Consider the following 19,315-nt stretch of genomic DNA (forward strand, 5'->3'; position numbering starts at 1 on the left):
AAATCGATTCAGGTGAGAAATATTTCATCAAAAAACAACTTTTTATTGAATTCACAGTCTAGTAAATACAGGTAAATAAATAACATTCTTTGTGTTTTTTTATTTTGATTAGTATTCGTAAATTCGTTTGATGTTCTATCGTGTTTTTTTCATGGTAATATGCTTGTATTCAGTTGCTTTTGGGCAGACTGAAAAGGTGTTGTTACATCCGAACGAAGGACAATGGGATTCACAAATTCATTTTAGTGTGGATTTGAAGCAAGGAAACCTTTTTATCAATCAAACCGGATTCACCTACTTTTTGAACGATGCCATGTCTCATCAGCATGAAAAGCATGGGCAGGAATCCACTGTGGCGGATGACCGGAAAATTCATTGTCAGGTTATCAAATCGGAACTTTTAAATACCACCTGGAAGGGAATCAAAACAAAAGGTGATCCAAGCCAGGCTTACCGGAATTACTATCAGGGAAAAGATCCGAGTAAATGGAAATCGAAAGTTTATAGTACAAGCAAGGTTTTATACAGCGACATTTATGAAGGAATTGATTTGAGTGTGGAGGGGAAATCAGATTACCTGAAATATTCATTTGTAGTCGCTCCAGGAGCAGATGTCCGGAAAATTGCAACTAGAATCAGCGGAAGCAAGGAGGTTTTCCTTCGGGAAGGGGATTTGGTTACACGCACGGAATTTGGTGAAATTATCGAAAGAGCTCCCATTGCCTGGAGTCTCAGAAACGGAAAAAAAGTCAAGGTTGCGGTTTCCTTTTTATTGAAAGATGATATCGTCACTTATCAGTTCCCCAAAGGATTTTCTGAAACTGACACATTGATTATTGACCCGGATATCGTTTTTTCAACCTTTACTGGTTCAACCCTGGATAATTGGGGGATGACAGCAACTCCGGATCAAGCGGGAAATTTATATGCCGGAGGTATTGTATTTGCTGGAGCGGGCTCGTATCCTACAGTCACCGGGTCGTTTGATCTGAGTTTTAACGGAGGGAATTCATACACTCTTGGCGGTGGTACCATTCAGGGTTTCGATGTGTCTATTACGAAGTTTAATGCAACAGGTACTGCTTTGATTTATTCAACTTATCTCGGAGGTTCAGGAAATGAGTCCGTGCATAGTTTGGTTACAGATTCACAAGGACATTTGTATGCTCTTGGAGTGACCAGCTCGCCCAATTTTCCAACCATAGCAGGTTGCATCGATCAGACGTTTAATGGTGGTCCCACCATTGTTACCAACGAATTGGGTTTCCAAGGTGCGGATATGTATGTGTGTCATTTTGATGCAAATGGTGCAGCTTTAATCGGTTCAACTTATTTGGGTGGTGCAGGAACAGATGGAATCAACGCGGGAAGTCTCTATTTCAATTATGGGGATCCGTTCAGAGGTGAAATTGTGGTTAAATCCGGAGAAGTGTACGTTGCCAGTTCCAGTTCATCATCGGATTTCCCGGTTGCGAATGCTTTTCAAAGCACTTTAAATGGTGCGCAGGATGCAGTAGTGATTAAAATGAATAACGGATTGACGTCTCTCATCTGGTCGACGTATGTTGGTGGTTCCGGTTACGATTCCGGAAATGGAATTCAACTCTCAAGCACCGGTGAGGTTTTCGTTGCCGGAGGAACAACATCACCCAATATGCCTTTCCCATCCGGAAATAATTTGACCTACAATGGAGGTATTGCAGATTCTTATGTGATGCGTTTATCTGGTGGTACAGGAGCGGTTTTATCGGGGACTTACTCGGGTACGAATGAATATGACCAGGCATTTTTTGTACAATTGGATTTGAGCGACAATGTCTATATCTATGCACAATCAGAGGGGTCTATTCCAATTTACCCTGGAAAATATGGTATTGCAAATTCCGGTCAATATGTGGCGAAATTCTCTCCGAATCTTTCAGCATTATTATGGACAACTCCAATTGGGTCTGGTTCAGGTCATATTGAAATTTCACCAACTGCCTTTTTGGTATCAAACTGTAGCGAAATTTACCTTGCGGGTTGGGGAGGGCAGGTGAATGTGAGTAATGCGCCGGGTGCGGTCAACAGTACTACGTCGGGACTACCCGTTACACCTGATGCCTATCAATCGACCACCACAGGAAGTAATTTTTGGATAGCTGTACTGGAAGAGGAAGCTGCAGGATTGAATTACGCAACATTTATTGGAGGTACTGCCAATTCATCCAGTAATCACGTGGATGGTGGAACGAGTCGATTCGACAAAAACGGAAATATCTACCATGCTGTTTGTGCCGCTTGCGGAAGTGTAAATAATGGATTTACGACCACTCCGGATGTTTGGGGACCGACCAATCCAAGTCCGAACTGTAATCTTGCTGCTTTCAAATTTGAATTGAGTACGATCGAGGCAGTTGTAGCTGCGCCGGATCCGTTGGTTTGTTTACCGGATCCTGTTGTATTTAATAATAACAGTGCAAACGGAAATGAGTTTGAATGGCATTTTGGAGATGGAACCACATCAAATCTTGTCAATCCATCGCATGTCTATAGTGGACCTGGGCAATATACTGTCACCTTGATTGTTAGCGATACCACCCAATGTTTTACTCCGGATACGGTTCAGTTTATTGTAAATATCGGGGATTTCAATGGAGGAATCGTAAACCCGATAGCTCAGACCTGTGCGAATGTTCCTGTGCAAATGGAGGCTTTTGGAGGTTCTGTTTATCATTGGGAACCTGCACAGTATTTTAATAATCCGAACATTTCAGATCCGTTGGTTACAACGGCTCAAAACATTGATATTTATTGTGTCATTTCCGATAGCTGCGGGATTGATACGGTGTACGCCCAAGTAAATGTCTTGAATGGAACACTCAGTATTTCGAACGATACGGCGATCTGTGTCGGGAATTCAGTCAATTTATTTGTGAATGGAGTTGCACAAATTACCTGGAGTCCTGCAACTTATTTGGATAATCCAAACAGTTTGACTCCTGTTTCAACACCATTGCAATCTATCACTTATACGGCGACAGGAACAACTTCCGATGGCTGTCAACTGGTAGCAGATGTTCATATTCATGTAGATACGAGTATTCCACTTCCGGTTATGCCGGATTCCTTGATTTATTGTGTGGGGAGTTCCGGAGTGGTAACTGTTTCCGGAGCAACCTCCTATAGTTGGTCACCACAAACGAATATCACACCTGCTAATGGACCTCAAGTGACGATCAGCGCACAAACGGATCAATACTATTACTGTGATTTTTCAAATGCCTGTGGAACTATCAGGGATAGTATTTTTGTAGGAATACACAGTGCAACGATCCTGGCTGGTAATGATACCACGATTTGCCCGGGAGAAATTACACCTATTCATGCATCGGGTGGAGTTTCTTACACGTGGTCACCAAGCCCGTATGGCTGGTTGCAGACAGATGGTTCGCTAGTTTTGGTGAAACCTTTTGTATCAACAACTTATGTGGTGGTCGGAGTGGACCAATACGGTTGTTCGGATACTGCATCGGTTCTTGTGAATCTGTTTCCTTCACCATTTGTCCAAACAAATCCGGATGTCTACGCCGTTTTTGGTGAAACGGTTCAATTGAATGCCATTTCGAATACCGCGGTCAGCTATGTTTGGAGTCCGGCAGAGTATTTGTCCTGTAATGTCTGTCAAAATCCCGTTACGCAGCCTGATAAAGCGATGACTTATACGGTTACGGTATACGATATCAATGGATGTTCCGCAACAGATCAGGTGCATATATATTACGATGCGATTATCTACGTTCCGAATACTTTTACACCGAATCACAACGGAACAAACGAGACGTTTTTTGCTCTTGGAGTGAATATTCGGGACTTCCAATTGGAGATTTTCAACAGATGGGGAGAATTGATCTATACCGGAGATGCCCTTTCGCAAATGTGGGATGGAAGCTACGCGGGTCTGCCTTCACCGGATGGTGTTTATACATGGAAAATAGAATACAGTGAGATGCTTTCGGATTTAAGACATCAATTGGTTGGCCACGTTAATTTGCTGAGATAACAGGAGTTCTCCAATACAGTAATAATCCGCATTCTCTGGTATGACCAAGCAACATGCGGTATTTTTTACGGTCAGGGTAAGAAGATAAATTCTCAGAAGGGTGAATCAATAAATACTCGGCTTCGCACTTAATTCCATCCCTGAAAACCTCCTGAATCGGAACATCATACTCCAAGCGGTAATAATTGACCATCGGCTCATAGATCCAGGTACATTCTGCAGTGTGAATGGAATCGTCTTGGATATTATTCCTGATTAAAAGCATGGCTTCCTTGATACAGCTATCTTCCGACCAGGTCATGGTTGTTTTTAGATTGTAAGCGAACAAGTTAAACAAAATGAAGAGCACCGAACAGGCAACAAGACTAACCCGGACCAGCTTGAATTTCAATTCATCGACATTTAGCAGGAATGCCAAAAGGATGATTGGAAACAAATACAACGAAGAGCGATTAATGGGATAAAGTGCATCGAAAAGCCCGTTTTCCGCCACCAATGCCATCAGGATGGAAGCCAAAATGATTAAAGCGAATGCACCGGGATGAAATACTTGTTTTCTTCGGATGGCTAAAAATCCTGCAAGAAGCAGCAAAGCATAAAGCAAGTAGCGAAGAATGATTGCCTCCTTGAATCCATCTTTGATATAAAAACTGGAATAGATGAGGTTATCGATGGTCGAATTCAGATTTCCGGTGCCGAAATACAATTCCTTCTGATCTTTCAGGAAGAATAATCGATCCAATGAAAAATACAAACTTATTCCACATAGGATTACTAAAATGGAAAGTAAGGCAATCCAGTTTTTCGGTTTGAAGACCAGCGCACTTAAGACGATCAAGGCTATTGCAATGAGAAAGTAATTGAGCGTATTCAGATTCGCACTTAAAGCCAAAATGGAAAAAACCGCCGACAAATAATAGTGGATGGGTTTCGACTCACTTTTTAGGTCAACAATTCTAAATAGATAAAATAAAGAAGCAGTCACAAATGCAATGGAAAGACCATATCCGCGGCATAAAGAGAAGAAATCAAGGATGAATGGATTTCCACAAAGGAGCAGGAGCAAGGTAAGTTGAGTGAATGTTGATTTCAAAAAGGTCTTCGAAATGCGAAAAAGGAAAAGCCAGAAAACAGCGAATGACAGCATGTTTGGAAGGCGCAGTGCGAATTCCTTTGCCCCGAATAGATAAGTACTCAAAGAGCTCAACTGGGTATTTAACCAGTGATGATTTGCGGTTCCTTTGAAGATTTCGTCTCCCTGAATGATCTTGTAGGTCAGCGCTTCGTCGTGTGTTATTCCAACAGTAAATCCGCGAATAAGAACATAGCTGAATGCAAAAACAAGAACGAGATAGTAGTTGATTTGGGTACTTCGGTTCATCTCAGATGAATTCACATTTCAGCACACCATCCCGATCAATTTCTGTCAATTGAACCGTCTGCATCTGATTCACCAGGTCCGGATTGAAAGCTGTTTTTACCTTCACGTAGTTTTCGGTGAATCCATACATGATTCCTTCGTCTTCTTCCGCCTCGAATAAAACCGTTCTTTTCGAACCGACTTGCGATTCATAAAAAGCGCGTTTTTTCTTGTCGGAAAGAATATGCAATTGCTTGCTTCGTTGTGCCCTGATTTGGTTCGGGACAGGTTCACCTAATTTCACAGCCGTTGTGTTCGCGCGTTCGGAATAAGTGAAAACATGCAAATAGGAAACATCCAGATCTTTCAGGAAGTCCACTGTTTCCAAAAATTCTTCGTCTGTTTCTCCCGGGAAACCTACAATAACGTCCACACCGATTGCACAGTCAGGGCGTAGTTTTTTGATATGATGAACACGTTCCACATATAATTCCCGCAAATATTTTCTTCGCATTGCTTTCAACAGGCGATTGCTACCGGATTGAAGCGGAATATGGAAATGTGGAACAAAACGTTTCGAATCCTCCAAAGTGAATTGAATGATCTCATCACTTAATAAGTTGGGTTCAATAGAGGAAATTCGGTAACGGTCTATCCCATTGATCTGATCCAGTGCCTTTACCAATTCGAAGAAATTTTCTCCTTCTCCCTGACCAAAATCTCCGATATTGACTCCTGTAAGAACCACCTCCTTGATTTTGGTGTCTGCAATTTTTTGTGCTTCCAGTACTGTTTCTGCAATACTTGCATTTCTGCTTTTACCGCGAGCCAAAGGAATCGTGCAGAACGTACAGAAGTAATCACAACCGTCTTGTACTTTCAAAAATGACCTTGTGCGATCTCCCATGGAATGGGAAGGAATGAAACTCGTTGTTTGTTTGATATGCTCAAATTTAACTACAGCTTGTTTTTCTTCATTCTCGCTCTCATTCTCATTCTGTGCTTCCAGTGCTTCCAGATGCTCTACAATGTTGAACTTCTCATTTGCTCCCAAAACAAGGGATACTCCCGGGATTTGAGCAATTTCAGTTGGTTTCAATTGAGCGTAACAACCGATTATCGCGACATAAACCTCCGGGTTTATCTTTTTTGCGCGTCTTACTAATTGTTTACATTTTTTATCCGCATTTTCGGTAACAGAACACGTGTTGATCACCAAAATATCCGGAGTTTCCTCAAAATCCACCTTCGCAAACCCTGCGTTTTCAAAAAGTCGGGAAATAGTGGACGTCTCTGAGAAATTCAGTTTACATCCTAAGGTATAAAAAGCGACTTTTTTGAACTGTTGCATTTTTTTGCAGAATTGAGGGGCAAAGATAGACAATTTCGGGGCGACACAAAAATACCCGTGTAAGTATTCGTTATATTTGTTAGTGTAAACAATGATATGAAAAAGCAATTGAAGATTGATTATGAGTGGTTGGATCATTGGAAGGAACTTCCTGAGTCTGAATATATTTTAATCGAGAAAGCGTACGAAGCTTCGAAAGATGCCTATGCACCTTATAGCAACTTCAAAGTCGGTGCAGCCCTTTTGTTAGCTGATGGAACAATCGTGAAGGGAAACAATCAGGAAAACATTGCTTATCCAAGTGGATTGTGTGCAGAACGGGTAGCCTTGTTTTATGCAGGTGCGAACTACCCGAATACGGCAGTTAAAACAATTGTGGTGCTGGCACAGGGGGATTTGGTTGCAGTGGATGAATGTGTATCACCATGCGGTTCGTGCAGACAAGTTATTGCAGAATCGGAATCACGTCAGCAGGAAGCTATCCGGATTATTTTGGTTGCGCAGGATGGAAAAACCTGGATTTTCGACAGTATAAAAGATATTTTAGTGTTTCCATTTGGAGTAAAGTAAAAGATGAACGAGAAACGCCTGGAGGAATGGTTTTCTTCCCGAAAGAAAATGCGGGAGAATCGAACAGCAAATAAGTTGTTTGATGCAATCCGGTTGGGAGATCGAACAGCTTTGAGTGGGGCAATCACACTGCTTGAGAGTACCCTTGAAGAAGATCAGCAAACGGCAAGGGATTTGATCCGTCAATGTCTTCCTTTTTCCGGAAATTCACTACGTATTGGAATTACGGGTGTTCCGGGGGTGGGGAAGAGTTCGTTTATTGAGAAATTCGGACAGACCATCTTGAAAAACCGCAAAAAAGTAGCTGTTTTGGCAATCGATCCAAGCAGTGAACGAACGGGTGGAAGTATTCTGGGAGATAAAACCCGGATGGAAATCTTGTCCCAAAACGAAAATGTGTTCATCAGACCTTCTGCAGCCGGAAGTACGTTGGGCGGAGTGGCTAGAAAAACCCGTGAAACGATTATCCTTTGTGAAGCCGCTGGTTTTGATGTGTTACTGATTGAAACGGTAGGTGTCGGACAATCGGAAACGATGGTTCACTCAATGGTTGATTTTTTCATGTTACTTCTTCTGGCTGGTGCCGGAGATGAATTGCAGGGAATCAAAAGAGGGATCATGGAAATGGCGGATGGTTTGGCTGTTACCAAAGCGGATGGTGACAATGTAAATAAAGCAAAATTGGCTTCGCGGGAATTGAAAAATGCGATCCATTTATTTCCGCCGACTTCAAATGGCTGGATTCCGGAGGTTAAAACCTGTAGCTCATTGGAGAACACGGATATTGATACTGTTTGGGAAATGATTGAGCGTTTTGAGAGACATACCAAGCTGAATGGTACTTTCGATTCCAAGCGGAAACATCAGGATTTGAATTGGATGCATGAAACATTGAAAGACCTATTGATTCAAGGCTTGTGGTTTCAGGAAAAAACAAGAGCCTATATCGAAGCTAAAGAATTGGAAGTGGAGAATGGAACTGTTTCCGCTTTTGAAGCTGCCGAAGAAATTTATAGGCTCTATAGAAATGTAAATCAATAAAACATTACTTCATAATCAATCTGTTGGACTTTTCAAAAGTCCCGTTTTCATTCTCCACAGTTACTTTGTACATATAAATTCCGGTTGATAAAGAACCCCTATCGAAAGAAATGGTGTGTTCTCCGGTTCCGAAATTGCTTGAAACAGGTTTTGAAACAAAACGCCCGTTCAAATCCAAAATTTGGAGAGTTACTTTAGACTCTGAACGAAGCGTTAGCGCAAAATATCCTTGGTCTTCAATTGGGTTGGGATAGACATTCGAAAGATCAAAATCCGGAGCAGAGAGGTCATTAATTCCTAAAACGGGTCCATTTACGCGAATTTCATGAGTTAATGCATAACCGTTTGCTACGGATCCGCTTAAAGAACACATTTCTGCATTCGTGGAATCGTCGCTAAAAACATTGTCACTTGCATTGTAAGTATAACCACTCATTCCTTTTGTATAACCGTATGCAGTTGCTGAATTCACTAATTCCACAGCACTTCCGCTTCCTTCAGGAAAAGAAATTTGAGTTACCAGCAAAGAGGTTCCCGCCGAATTGTAAATGTGTACGTGAATGTGTGTTGCACGACTCGTGTACCATCCCGGGAAAATCGAAACGAAATTGACATCCCCATTGGAATCGGTTGTTTGTCTTCCTCTCAAGAAATGATAACTGGTATAATCCGTTGTTTGCATGGTAGTGCCACCGTATTCGGAATAGTTTCCATCCTTGTCACAATGCCAAATATCGACTATTGCTCCTTCTAAGGGATTGCAATCAGCATTGCTATTTAAAATTCGAATGTTTATTGTAAATGCAATACCCGTTCGATCTCCTACAATATTTGTTTGTACAAGTGAGCTTGGTGTAATGGTTGGAAATGGACCGGCGGTTTCTGATGGAGATGTTAAACAATTTCCCTTTTCATCACCTTCCGAACCTGATTTATTGCCGAAAACACTTGGAGCAATTGCTGCCACTCCAAGTAAGCTAACTCCATTAATTAGAAACCGTTTGCGATCCATATCCTTGTTAATTTAACCTTCAAATCAAAAATAGAGAAGTCTCTTGGGGGAAACTAATTCTTGCGGTATACAGATACTTTTTTGCGGTGTTTAGAAAGCGAGGCTAAGAATAATGGCATTCTCAGAGAGTGCTTCAAATTCGATTTCCGAAGCGTTTATTGCCAAAAGGCTGTCATTCGTTTCCATTAACCGATTTTGGACTTCAAAGACACCGTTTATGATCGAAATAAACAAATGTTTTTTTTCATTTACGGGTTGAACACCTTCCTTTCTGCCATCATACAGACCTAAATTGAGTTGAAAAACTCCTGATTCAAGCAGCGGAATTAATTCATTTCGCTCAGTTAAATGAAACGAATAAATTCCTGTTTCAAGTGTGTCATCAATGATTTGAAGGGTATAGAATCGGCTCGTTTCCAACGGTAGGCAATTCCCGATGTGGATTAGTTGATTGGGAGATAGGACAAGGATTTGTTGAGGAGAAATCGTCCGGTTTGTTTCCCCTGTCTGAATACTTAATTCTCCTTCAATTGGGAGCAAGATCAACGATGCTGATTCACTCATAATTTCCAATTGCCTTGATTCGTATAGATAATGCTCTGAAAATTGAGTGAAGGGTTCGATGGGTTTTCGGGATTCATCAAAATAATTCTCCTGATTAAATGTAACAAAGCTTCTTCTTTGAAGACCCTGAATCAAACCACGGAGCTCACCTTTAAATAGCTGATAAATTTCCTTTGACATCTTTTATTGATTTAAAGCGGACAGAAAGGAATCTTTATATTGCAAACCAATAGGAAGCTCTTTATCACCAACTACCACTTTATTTCGCTGATAACTGGTTATTTTATCCAATGCGATGACAAAGGAACGATGAATTCGAATGAAGTTATTGTCCGGCAGCTCTTGCGTAAAAGCTTTTAATGTGTTTCGGAATGTGACAGATTCAGTATCAATCAAGTTGATCGTAATATAGTCGTCCAAACTTTCAATGTATAGGATGGAATCCAATTTGATACGTTTATTCGAATAATTGGCTTTTACAACGATTTCTTCTTCCGGTTTTCGCAGTGACTCCAATTCAATCATTCGGATGGCTTTGTCCACAGACTGATTGAAACGGTCGATAGAATAGGGCTTCAGGATGTAATCGATGGCTGAGAGATTAAAGCCTTCAATGGCAAATTGTTCAAAAGCGGTAGAAAAGATGATTTTTACATTTTCGGGACATTTTCCGGCGAATTCAAGACCGTTCATTCCGGGCATCTCAATATCCAAAATGATAATGTCGACCATGTTTTTTGAGAGAAAACTCAGTGCTTTTTTTGCACTTACAAAGCCTTCTAAAAAACAAATATTGGGATTTTCAGAACAGAAATTTTCAATCAAACGAATTGACGGCGATTCATCATCTATTGCAATTAATCTATATTTTCTAACCATGATTGAGTTCAATTTCTAAATCCACTTGAAAATCCTGCTCCGTTTCCCGGATGTTCAATTGATGTTTACCGGAAAAAAGTAAATTCAATCGCTCCCTTGTTTTTGTAATACCCAAACTTTGAGCAAGCAGTAAATTCTCTCCTGCATGATTGTTTTTTCTGTTAAAGGTTGTAAGATGAAGTTTATTTTCTTTTAGATGGACTTCGATTTTGATTGGAGAATCTTTGTCCGGATGAATCCCATATTTGAACACATTCTCAATGATAGGCATCATTAAAAAAGGAGGAATCTGGAAGGTTTCAGAGACTTCCGGGATCTTTATTATCCAGTTATTGTCGTCTTCAAACCGCAATTTTTGAAGATCGATATATTGTTTGCAAAAGCGCAAATCAGCCGTCAATTTAACGACCAAAGCACCATCGGTTTTTAGCAGATACCTTAAAATTTCGGAAAGTTCCAAAATGTAATTCGGTGTTTTTTCAGGTTCCAGAATGGAGATAGAATAAATATTATTGAGACTGTTAAACAGGAAATGTGGCTGAAGCTGATATTTTAAATTTTGCAATTCAGCCTGGTATTTATCCAATTCAATTTGTTTGGTCTTTCGATTCAGACCGATAGAAATGGAAAAAAGCAAAATGAGTGAAAATGGCACTATCAAGCTAATAAAATGAAAGTCAAAAGAAGATTGATGAGGCGGACCAAATTCCCGATCAATAAAATGCGGGGAAGGCGATTTATGGAACAGCAAATAATCAAATGCGATAATAATAAGGAAGCTTACAATCACCCAAAATGTGAAAATGACGTATTTTTTTGAGAAAAAATATTTGGGAATGATAAGGTAGTAATTGAGATAGAAAAAACCGATTATCATGAGATAACCAACGAAATTTCGAATAAAAGGAGGGACAGAAAAAAGATCTAAGCTGTAGTTGAAATCCGGAGATGATATGATCGGAATACTAATGAAAAGAAGTATCAGCAAGATATGTAGGGCGAATGTTTTCCAGGAAAAATTCATGAAACGGAATTTCATGCAAAATACAAAAAAATGAGCGCTTTGACTTCAGATCAATTACGGAAAGAGTTCTAATCCATTATAAAAGCTCTACATTTGCAGCATGGAGAAGATTGAATTTACAATCAACGGAGAATATATCGAGTTATTGGGATTGTTAAAAGCTACAGGAATAGCTCAGACTGGTGGTCATGCAAAACTAATTGTTGAAGACGAAGAAGTATTCCGTAATGGGGAATTGGAGACCAGAAAACGTGCTAAATTGGTTTCCGGCGATATCATCGAAGTGGGCGACGAGGTCCGGATTGTTCTGAAATAATAACTTGAAATTTTAAAGAGTCAAAAGACAAGACTTTTAGAATCAAGATAGAAATCGCTGTGATAACGATTAATCAGCCTTGACTCTTGTCTCAGAACGTCGTCCTGACTCTCTTTCAAGTTAAAACAATTCTTGTAATTCCTTTCGCAGGTATTCAACCGTAATCTCTGTAGGTAATTTTCCTACTTCAGCTACAATCTCAAAAATCTTTGCAGCCAAATCAGTAGAAAGCGCTGTTGCGTCCATCTGATTTCCCGCTAAATTGATGATCTTGATGGTTTCCTCTTTGGAATTTCTTACCATATCCCATGATTGCGGAGAAACGAACATCTGTTGGGATACATTGTGATCATATTCTTCGCGGATAGCCTGCAATAAATCTGTTTGAAGTTTTCTAGCCGGAAGACTCGGGTTGTGAAGGCGCATGACCAAACTACCGGGGTGAATACGTTCCATCAAAAGTGCCGCTCGTTGATAAGCTTCCACTCTCATTGGAAGAAAATGTTTTTGGCGTTCTTTTTTCAATTCGATTTGAACAGCTCTGATCTCACGATCCCCTGTTTTCTTTAGAAAGAGATAAGCCATTAATAAGACCCCTCCTCCGGAGATAATAGAAATTAGGATAGGAAAGATGATTCCAACAAATAGTTGCATATGGATTGTTTTTCTAAGTGAATTCGTTTTTTGGTAAAAGTAACAATTAAATGAATTTTGGATCTACCTCCATTTGATGACCACAAACGGAGCATGTTCTCATTTCTTCCGAATTATAGAATTCCTTGAAACGAGGTAGAAAATCCTTTTCAATGTTATCTAATTTGAATCGATAATGCTTTAGTTCGTGATTGCACTTTTCACAAAACCAGAACAGACCGTCCTGCATCTCTGTGTTTTTGCGTACGCGTTCAATAACCAGACCTACTGTGTTTTCTCCGCGACGGGGATTATGCGGAATACGTGGGGGAAGTAAGAACATTTCACCTTCTTTGATGACAATATCCTTTGCTTTTCCTTCATGCTGGATACGGACTGTGATATCACCTTCGATCTGATAAAAAAGTTCCTCACTTTCATTGAAGTGGTAATCCTTTCGTGCGTTCGGTCCTCCAACAATCATTACAATGAAATCACCAGCCTCCTTATAAAGGTTTTTGTTTCCAACAGGTGGTTTCAATAACTCCCTGTTTTCCTCGATCCACTGATGTAAATTAAATGGCATTAACATATCCCGTGTGTTTTTATCAAAAGTACCAAATGAATGGTCTATTTGCAATAGGTAGTTCTATAAAAAAAGAAAGCCCCTTGTAAATTTTACAAGGGGCTTCAAAGTTCAATTAAACTTATTGAATCACTACTCGGAATACTTTTTCAGCATTGTCGCTTGAAAGTTTGAAGAAGTAAGTACCTCTTTCAACTTCTTTCAAGTTTACAGTGTTTGTTCCTGTAGAAATCGTGTTTTGACCAGTTTGCACTGTACGACCGTTAACATCAGTGATTACCAGGTTGAAATTACCTGTGAATCCTGATTCAATGAATAATACACCTGTAGAAGGATTCGGATAAACCGCTACTGCTTCCAATGCATTTTCATCTACTGATAACCAGTTACAATTTCCTAAAACAGTTACAACCACATTTGCAGTATCATCCGGACAAACGCCGTTTCCTGAGATATAGTCATAGTTGAACTGACCAGGGAAAATTCCGGTTGTTACTTGTGAACTTGGCAACAAGGCATTGGATGGATCATACCAGTCACCATTCAAATCCGTATTTCCATTCAAACCTGCCAACAAATCGATCGGTTCGTTTTTACATGCTGTAATAACACCATCCTGACCTGCATTTGACGGTCCGAAAACTTTCACTTGAGATATAATGGAGTCATAAGCACATCCATCAACCACACGGTACTCGAAATCGAATGTACTGTATGCCAGTCCATTTGATGCAAATGTTCCACCGGTAATACTAGCGTTTACAGAAGGAATTGCAGATGACCAAGTTCCACCAAGGTTATTTCCTGTAATTGTTGAGAACAAGTTAACTGTATTCCCATAACAAACATTTGTTAAAGGGTTAGCACTTCCACCTTCCAAAACAATTTCAGTGACTTTTAAGCTGAAGTTACCTGAAGTACCATCAAACTTGTCATACATGATATAGTAAGTAGAACCTGGAGTCAAACCACAAACTGTGAAGTTCGGAGCTAAGCTTGTTCCACCAATTTCATTGTCATTTGCTGCTCTGAATGTAAATGTATTGAAATCGGCACAGTTAACTGCAGAATAGACTGCCGCTTGACCGTTATACCCGATAGCTGTAGAATTCACACGAACAGAACCGGATGGAGGAGCGATGAATGTGTACCAAAGTGTACCATTCAATGTTGAATTGATCCAACCAGTTGTTGTTTGAGCACCTGTAGCAGGAGGAGCAATGTTTGTTTCGTTTAATGAAACAGCAGCACCATTGTTATTGAATGTATAAGTTGTATTCAACTGAAGTCCTTCCTGAGCACAAACGATGTCGTTTGTAAGCGGCATCACGATTGAAATCGGACCTACCCAATTGGAAGTGTCATTTGTACCACTACATTCAGCCTGAACGTATACTTGATATACACCTGAACCCATCAATAATGGATCTGGGATGGTGTCAGCAAAGTTGATTCCTGTTGCAGGAGTGATTTGTCCTGAACCAAGAGTAAACCCTGTCATACCGTATTGGATATTGAATCCAGTTACAGGGAACACAGGAGTTGATTCGATCCAGTTCCAAGTTAATTCCAATGAATCAGGATCTGAAGTTCCATTTAACAAGGTGATATCAGAACAATTTGGTTTTGTACAGAAGTTTACCAGGAAACCGTCGGATGTAATACTATCTGCCTGACATTCAGAGTAGATGTATGCATCGTAACAAGTTAATTGCTCTAAATTTCCACCGAAGTTTACATCAGAAGTATTTACGTTTAATGTTCCAAGTTCCTGACCAGAAATAGTTGGATCAAATCCGTCCAAACCGTAAACTACAGTCCAGTTTGTCTCACCATATGGACCCGCATCCCAATTCAATTGTGCGTCATCCGTGTAAGTTAAAGTAACCATGTTTTGAACATTTGGACAAAGCGCAGTATACAATCTTACACATGAGTTGTTTTGTAAGTATGTTTGGCTATTGTAAGAGACAGTAATGGTTGATAATGGTCCTGATGCAGAAATGGTAGCAAAGTTTCCAGCGTAGTCATATGCACTTTGTGAACCACCGAATACTTTGTCATCATACAAGTAGAAGATCTCTCCTGTAGTTTGATTAACTGCGATCTCAAATGTTACATTTTGTCCGGAAACCGTAGAGAATTTAGGTCTATTGTACCATTCAACGATGAAGTAGTTATCACCACCGATCGTTGTTTCTTGCCAATAAACATTTCCTTCTTCGTCATCCAAATCCACTTGCCATGCATTTAAAGTTACAGCACCAAACTGAACCCATCCGTTATTGCTAACAGTGATGTTGTTTGAAGTAACTCCTTGGAAAGAAATAGGGTTTACAGTTGTAATTCCAATGGACGCATCATCAGCAAGATTCAAAGCGGTTCCACTTGTGTGAATTGGAGTGAATCCAGGTCCACATTGGCTATCCCAAGCTGAGAAAGGTACATCTGTTGAGAAAGAGAATGGTCCGGCCCAAGCAGAAGATGTTGTACATCCAGCCTGAACATAGAAATCATAATCTGTATCTTCTGTAAGTCCGGTAACAGGAACTGAATCATTTGTTACACCGCTCATCATTGTTCCGGTACCAGGAGTAAATCCAGCAGGACCGTATTCAACGTTCCATGTTGTTTCATTTCCTTGTGCAGTCCATGTTAACATTCCGTTGAAGAATGTAACGTTAAATGCATTCAATGCAGTTGGAGCAGAAGGCTGTGTAATTGTAATTGAGATTGGAGCACTTGTTAAAGTAGCCGCATCTTTCATGACAATTGAATGAACACCCGGCGTCAGATTTGTTGGGATTGGTAAAAATGCACCACCATCAACTGAATAAGTAAATGGCGCTGTACCACAAGTAACCGTTCCCAATGTGAATGAACCATTGTTCATTCCGTTACAAAGGATATTTACTGGTGTTAAAGTTGCCAATACATCCGTAACGTTTACCGTAACCAATGTACGAGTTGCACTAGCACATACTCCCTGATTGTTTGCTGCATAGAATTGGTGTGGACCATTCACAGAAGTTGGAAGCACAGATGTTCCAAGAGCTTCAAGAGTAGTACCTGTCCCTAAAGAAGAACCTCCGGTTGGAGCTGCGAACCAAGAAATAGTGTATGGATCTGTAATGTAAGAAACGTTTACAGTCAAACTCATATTTACAAAGTCGAAACCATACCCATCATCGTCATTAGATACGATTGATACAGATGTCAACGGTAAATAAGGTGTCAAATCAATATTGTTTTGATCACATAAACCAGTTAAAATAGTCGTTCCATTTACAACTACATTGTATGAATACCATCCGTATAATGCACAGTATTGACCAATTGAAGCATTCATTGACGCAGCAACAATGGTAGTTGGTGCACAAGAGAAGTTCGTTACTGTTGCTGTAACAGCAGCTCCGTCATTTCCTGAAGCTGTTGCTGTAGCAGAACAACTTGCAGTATTTGTTGTCGGAGGAGGTAATTGAGCAGAAACCGGCATGGATGACGCCGATGAACAGTAATTGTAATAAGTAGGATTTGCAAGAGCTGCCGGAGGAACTATCGTTTGAATAGTAATTGCCGTACTGGATGTTGTAGACCAACACTGAGTAGCAGTTTCGTATGCCGCTAAGTAATAGGTTCCAGTTGCAGATGCAGTAAGTGGCGTACTCGCATCGGAAGCATTGCTGGATCCGTTAGCGACTGTTTGCCAATAATAAGTTGTTCCGACTGGTGGTGTTCCTGCCGTAAGAGTTGTACTGTTACATGCCGGATTTTGTCCAGCTGTTGGAGCTGCCGGTGTTGCTGCAGTAGGGAAATTACTTACCACCACAGACGATGACGTTGCAGACCAGTAAGTATTTGCTGAACTGTAAGTTCTCAAGTAATAAGTTCCATTAGCAAAAACAGTGTATGGACCTGAATAAGGTGTTGCCATACTTGTTCCTGTTGGAGTTGTTTGCCAGTACCAAGCTTCGTTTGTTCCAGGTGTACCGGTAACAGACAATGCCGAACCTCCTGTACATGTCGGAGCTGTTGGATCTTGCGTTGGTGTTGGAGGCGTTGCAGGAAGTGTTGCAATAAAATTGATGCTTGTGGTTACACAACCGGTAGTTGTTGCACAAGCTGCATTCACACTCCAGTGAGCATAATAGGTTCCACCAACTGTAGAAGTCCAAGTCAACGGAGAAGCTCCATGAGAGATAACCGGACCAGCTGGAGTTCCTTGGTGGATAGTGATGTATCCACCAGTCGCAATAGCGCACGAGTACACTGTACTTGCTGCAACCGAATTGAGTGTGGAATATTCTTCCTGATAAGAACAGGTAGAGATGGTGGCGCTTCCAGATGTAGGTGCCGTGACACTTCCATAACTGGAACTGTTGGTACATTGCGCTAAGGCTTCCTGCTGACTCAGTCCTAAGACTAGCGTCACCATGGAAAATACCGCTATGCCCCTGTAAAGAGTTTGTAGCAATTTTTTCTTCATAAGTTGTATTTATTTACGTTCAAACAAATGTAAAGAATTAACAGTTTAATAACAGTTTTTTTTTATTCTTTTATTCCGATAACAATCTGGACTTCTTAAGTGTAAGGTTAGGTAAACCGTTTGCGTAAATCTCTGAAACCTTCTGTTTTATTGGGGTTTTTTCTGTTTCGTTTTTGGGTGTCTTGTGATCAGTTGAATAATATACCTGTTAATTTTTATATCAATTATTGTTTCAATAATTGATTAATCAACAAAAAACCCCCTTACAACTAAGTAAGGGGGTTCAAAATTGTTCGGTTTTGTGCTTATTGAATCACAATTCGGAATACTTTTTCAGCATTTTCACTTGAAAGTTTGAAGAAGTAGGTACCTCTTTCAACTTCTTTCAAGTTTACAGTGTTTGTTCCGGCAGAAATGGTGTTCTGACCAGTTTGCACTGTACGACCATTGATATCAGTAATAACCAGGTTAAAATTACCTGTGAACCCTGATTCAATGAAGATAACACCTGTAGAAGGATTCGGATAAACCGTTACTTCTTCCAATGCCATTTCATCTACTGATAACCAGTTACAATTTCCTAAAACAGTTACTACCACATTCGCAGTATCATCCGGACAAACACCGTTTCCTGAAATGTAGTCATAGTTGTATTGTCCAGGGAAAATTCCTGTTGTTACCTGAGAGTTTGGCAACAAGACATTGGATGGATCATACCAGTCACCATTCAAATCTGTATTTCCATTCAAACCAGCCAACAAATCGATCGGTTCGTTTTTACAAGCAGTGATCACACCATCTTGTCCGGCATTTGATAATTGGAAGATCTTCACTTGTGATACGATTGAGTCATAAGCACAGCCATCAGTTACACGGTACTGAATATTGAATGTCTGGTATGCAAGTCCTGCAGTATTAAACATGGAATCCTGAATACTTGCATTCACCGCAGCGATTGAAGAAGACCAAACCCCACCGGTATTGTTACCAGAAATCGTAGTGAACAAATCAACGATTGCTCCTGTACATACATTTGTAACAGGTAAGGCAGATCCACCTTCCAAAACAATCGCAGAAACATTCAAGCTGAAGTTACCTGAAGTACCATCAAACTTGTCATACATGATATAGTAAGTAGTACCTGGTGTCAAACCACAAACCGTGAAGTTCGGAGCGACACTTGTTCCACCTATTGCATCATCGTTTGCAGCTACCAATGTGAACGTATTGAAATCTGCACAGTTAACAGCAGAATAAACCGCTGCTTGACCGTTATAGTTGATTGCAGTTGAGTTGATTCTCACAGAACCGGATGGAGGCGCAACAAATGTGTACCAAAGTGTACCGTTCAATGTTGAGTTCACCCAACCAGTTGTTGTTTGAGCACCAGTCGCAGTAGGAGCGATGTTTGTTTCATTTAAGGAAACAGCAGCACCATTGTTATTGAATGT

At 40.4% G+C, this 19,315-nt stretch carries 14 protein-coding genes; 4 read left to right on the forward strand and 10 right to left on the reverse strand.

Going from position 1 to position 19,315, the window contains the following annotated elements; translation table 11 throughout:
- Positions 1-130: 130 nt before the first annotated feature.
- Positions 131-4,042 (forward strand): PKD domain-containing protein, encoded by a 3,912-nt coding sequence (locus AAG807_RS19500; RefSeq protein WP_341907777.1) that lies wholly within the window; start codon positions 131-133, stop codon positions 4,040-4,042.
- Here the strand turns inward: AAG807_RS19500 and AAG807_RS19505 are convergent.
- Together AAG807_RS19505 and mtaB are read right to left on the reverse strand one after the other, a co-directional pair.
- Positions 4,026-5,423 (reverse strand): hypothetical protein, encoded by a 1,398-nt coding sequence (locus tag AAG807_RS19505; RefSeq protein WP_341907779.1) that lies wholly within the window; start codon positions 5,421-5,423, stop codon positions 4,026-4,028. The two genes, AAG807_RS19500 and AAG807_RS19505, sit on opposite strands and share 17 nt — an antisense overlap.
- Before the next feature lies 1 nt (position 5,424).
- Positions 5,425-6,753 (reverse strand): tRNA (N(6)-L-threonylcarbamoyladenosine(37)-C(2))-methylthiotransferase MtaB, encoded by a 1,329-nt coding sequence (gene mtaB / locus AAG807_RS19510; protein WP_341907781.1) that lies wholly within the window; start codon positions 6,751-6,753, stop codon positions 5,425-5,427.
- A 96-nt stretch (positions 6,754-6,849) separates the two neighbouring features.
- On the opposite strand from mtaB, the gene AAG807_RS19515 reads away from it, so the two are divergent.
- Together AAG807_RS19515 and meaB are read left to right on the forward strand one after the other, a co-directional pair.
- On the forward strand, positions 6,850-7,323 hold the full coding sequence (locus AAG807_RS19515; RefSeq protein WP_341907784.1) for a cytidine deaminase: 474 nt from the start codon (positions 6,850-6,852) through the stop codon (positions 7,321-7,323).
- Positions 7,324-7,326: 3 nt separating this feature from the next.
- Positions 7,327-8,364: a methylmalonyl Co-A mutase-associated GTPase MeaB gene (meaB, locus tag AAG807_RS19520; protein WP_341907787.1), complete on the forward strand. Its 1,038-nt coding sequence runs from the start codon at positions 7,327-7,329 to the stop codon at positions 8,362-8,364.
- 4 nt (positions 8,365-8,368) lie between these two features.
- On the opposite strand, the gene AAG807_RS19525 is transcribed toward meaB, so the two are convergent.
- The 4 genes from AAG807_RS19525 to AAG807_RS19540 all read right to left on the reverse strand — a co-directional run bounded on the left by AAG807_RS19525 (position 8,369) and on the right by AAG807_RS19540 (position 11,843).
- Positions 8,369-9,376 (reverse strand): T9SS type A sorting domain-containing protein, encoded by a 1,008-nt coding sequence (locus AAG807_RS19525; protein WP_341907790.1) that lies wholly within the window; start codon positions 9,374-9,376, stop codon positions 8,369-8,371.
- Positions 9,377-9,466: 90 nt separating this feature from the next.
- The gene (locus AAG807_RS19530; protein ID WP_341907794.1) at positions 9,467-10,120 is read right to left on the reverse strand and encodes a hypothetical protein; all 654 of its coding nucleotides are present in this window, start codon (positions 10,118-10,120) and stop codon (positions 9,467-9,469) included.
- 3 nt (positions 10,121-10,123) lie between these two features.
- On the reverse strand, positions 10,124-10,819 hold the full coding sequence (locus AAG807_RS19535; RefSeq protein ID WP_341907796.1) for a LytTR family DNA-binding domain-containing protein: 696 nt from the start codon (positions 10,817-10,819) through the stop codon (positions 10,124-10,126).
- A complete protein-coding gene (locus AAG807_RS19540) occupies positions 10,812-11,843 on the reverse strand; it encodes a histidine kinase (protein ID WP_341907798.1) in 1,032 nt (343 codons plus the stop codon). The genes AAG807_RS19535 and AAG807_RS19540 overlap by 8 nt, the downstream gene beginning before the upstream one ends.
- Before the next feature lie 100 nt (positions 11,844-11,943).
- Between AAG807_RS19540 and AAG807_RS19545 the strand changes: the two genes are divergently transcribed.
- Positions 11,944-12,159 (forward strand): RNA-binding S4 domain-containing protein, encoded by a 216-nt coding sequence (locus AAG807_RS19545; protein ID WP_341907800.1) that lies wholly within the window; start codon positions 11,944-11,946, stop codon positions 12,157-12,159.
- A gap of 120 nt (positions 12,160-12,279) precedes the next feature.
- Here AAG807_RS19545 and AAG807_RS19550 read toward each other — a convergent pair whose 3' ends face one another.
- From AAG807_RS19550 to AAG807_RS19565, 4 genes are all read right to left on the reverse strand, one after another.
- Positions 12,280-12,813 (reverse strand): hypothetical protein, encoded by a 534-nt coding sequence (locus AAG807_RS19550; RefSeq protein ID WP_341907802.1) that lies wholly within the window; start codon positions 12,811-12,813, stop codon positions 12,280-12,282.
- Positions 12,814-12,859: 46 nt separating this feature from the next.
- A complete protein-coding gene (locus AAG807_RS19555; protein WP_341907804.1) occupies positions 12,860-13,384 on the reverse strand; it encodes a 3-hydroxyanthranilate 3,4-dioxygenase in 525 nt (174 codons plus the stop codon).
- A 115-nt stretch (positions 13,385-13,499) separates the two neighbouring features.
- Entirely contained in the window at positions 13,500-17,864 is a 4,365-nt protein-coding gene (locus AAG807_RS19560; protein ID WP_341907807.1) for a T9SS type A sorting domain-containing protein, read from the reverse strand.
- Positions 17,865-18,169: 305 nt separating this feature from the next.
- Positions 18,170-19,315, reverse strand: a 1,146-nt coding sequence (locus tag AAG807_RS19565; protein WP_341907810.1) for a T9SS type A sorting domain-containing protein, incomplete at its 5' end; no start/stop codon positions are given.

The organism is Fluviicola taffensis DSM 16823 (assembly GCF_943372375.1).
Classification (GTDB): domain Bacteria; phylum Bacteroidota; class Bacteroidia; order Flavobacteriales_D; family Crocinitomicaceae; genus Fluviicola; species Fluviicola taffensis_A.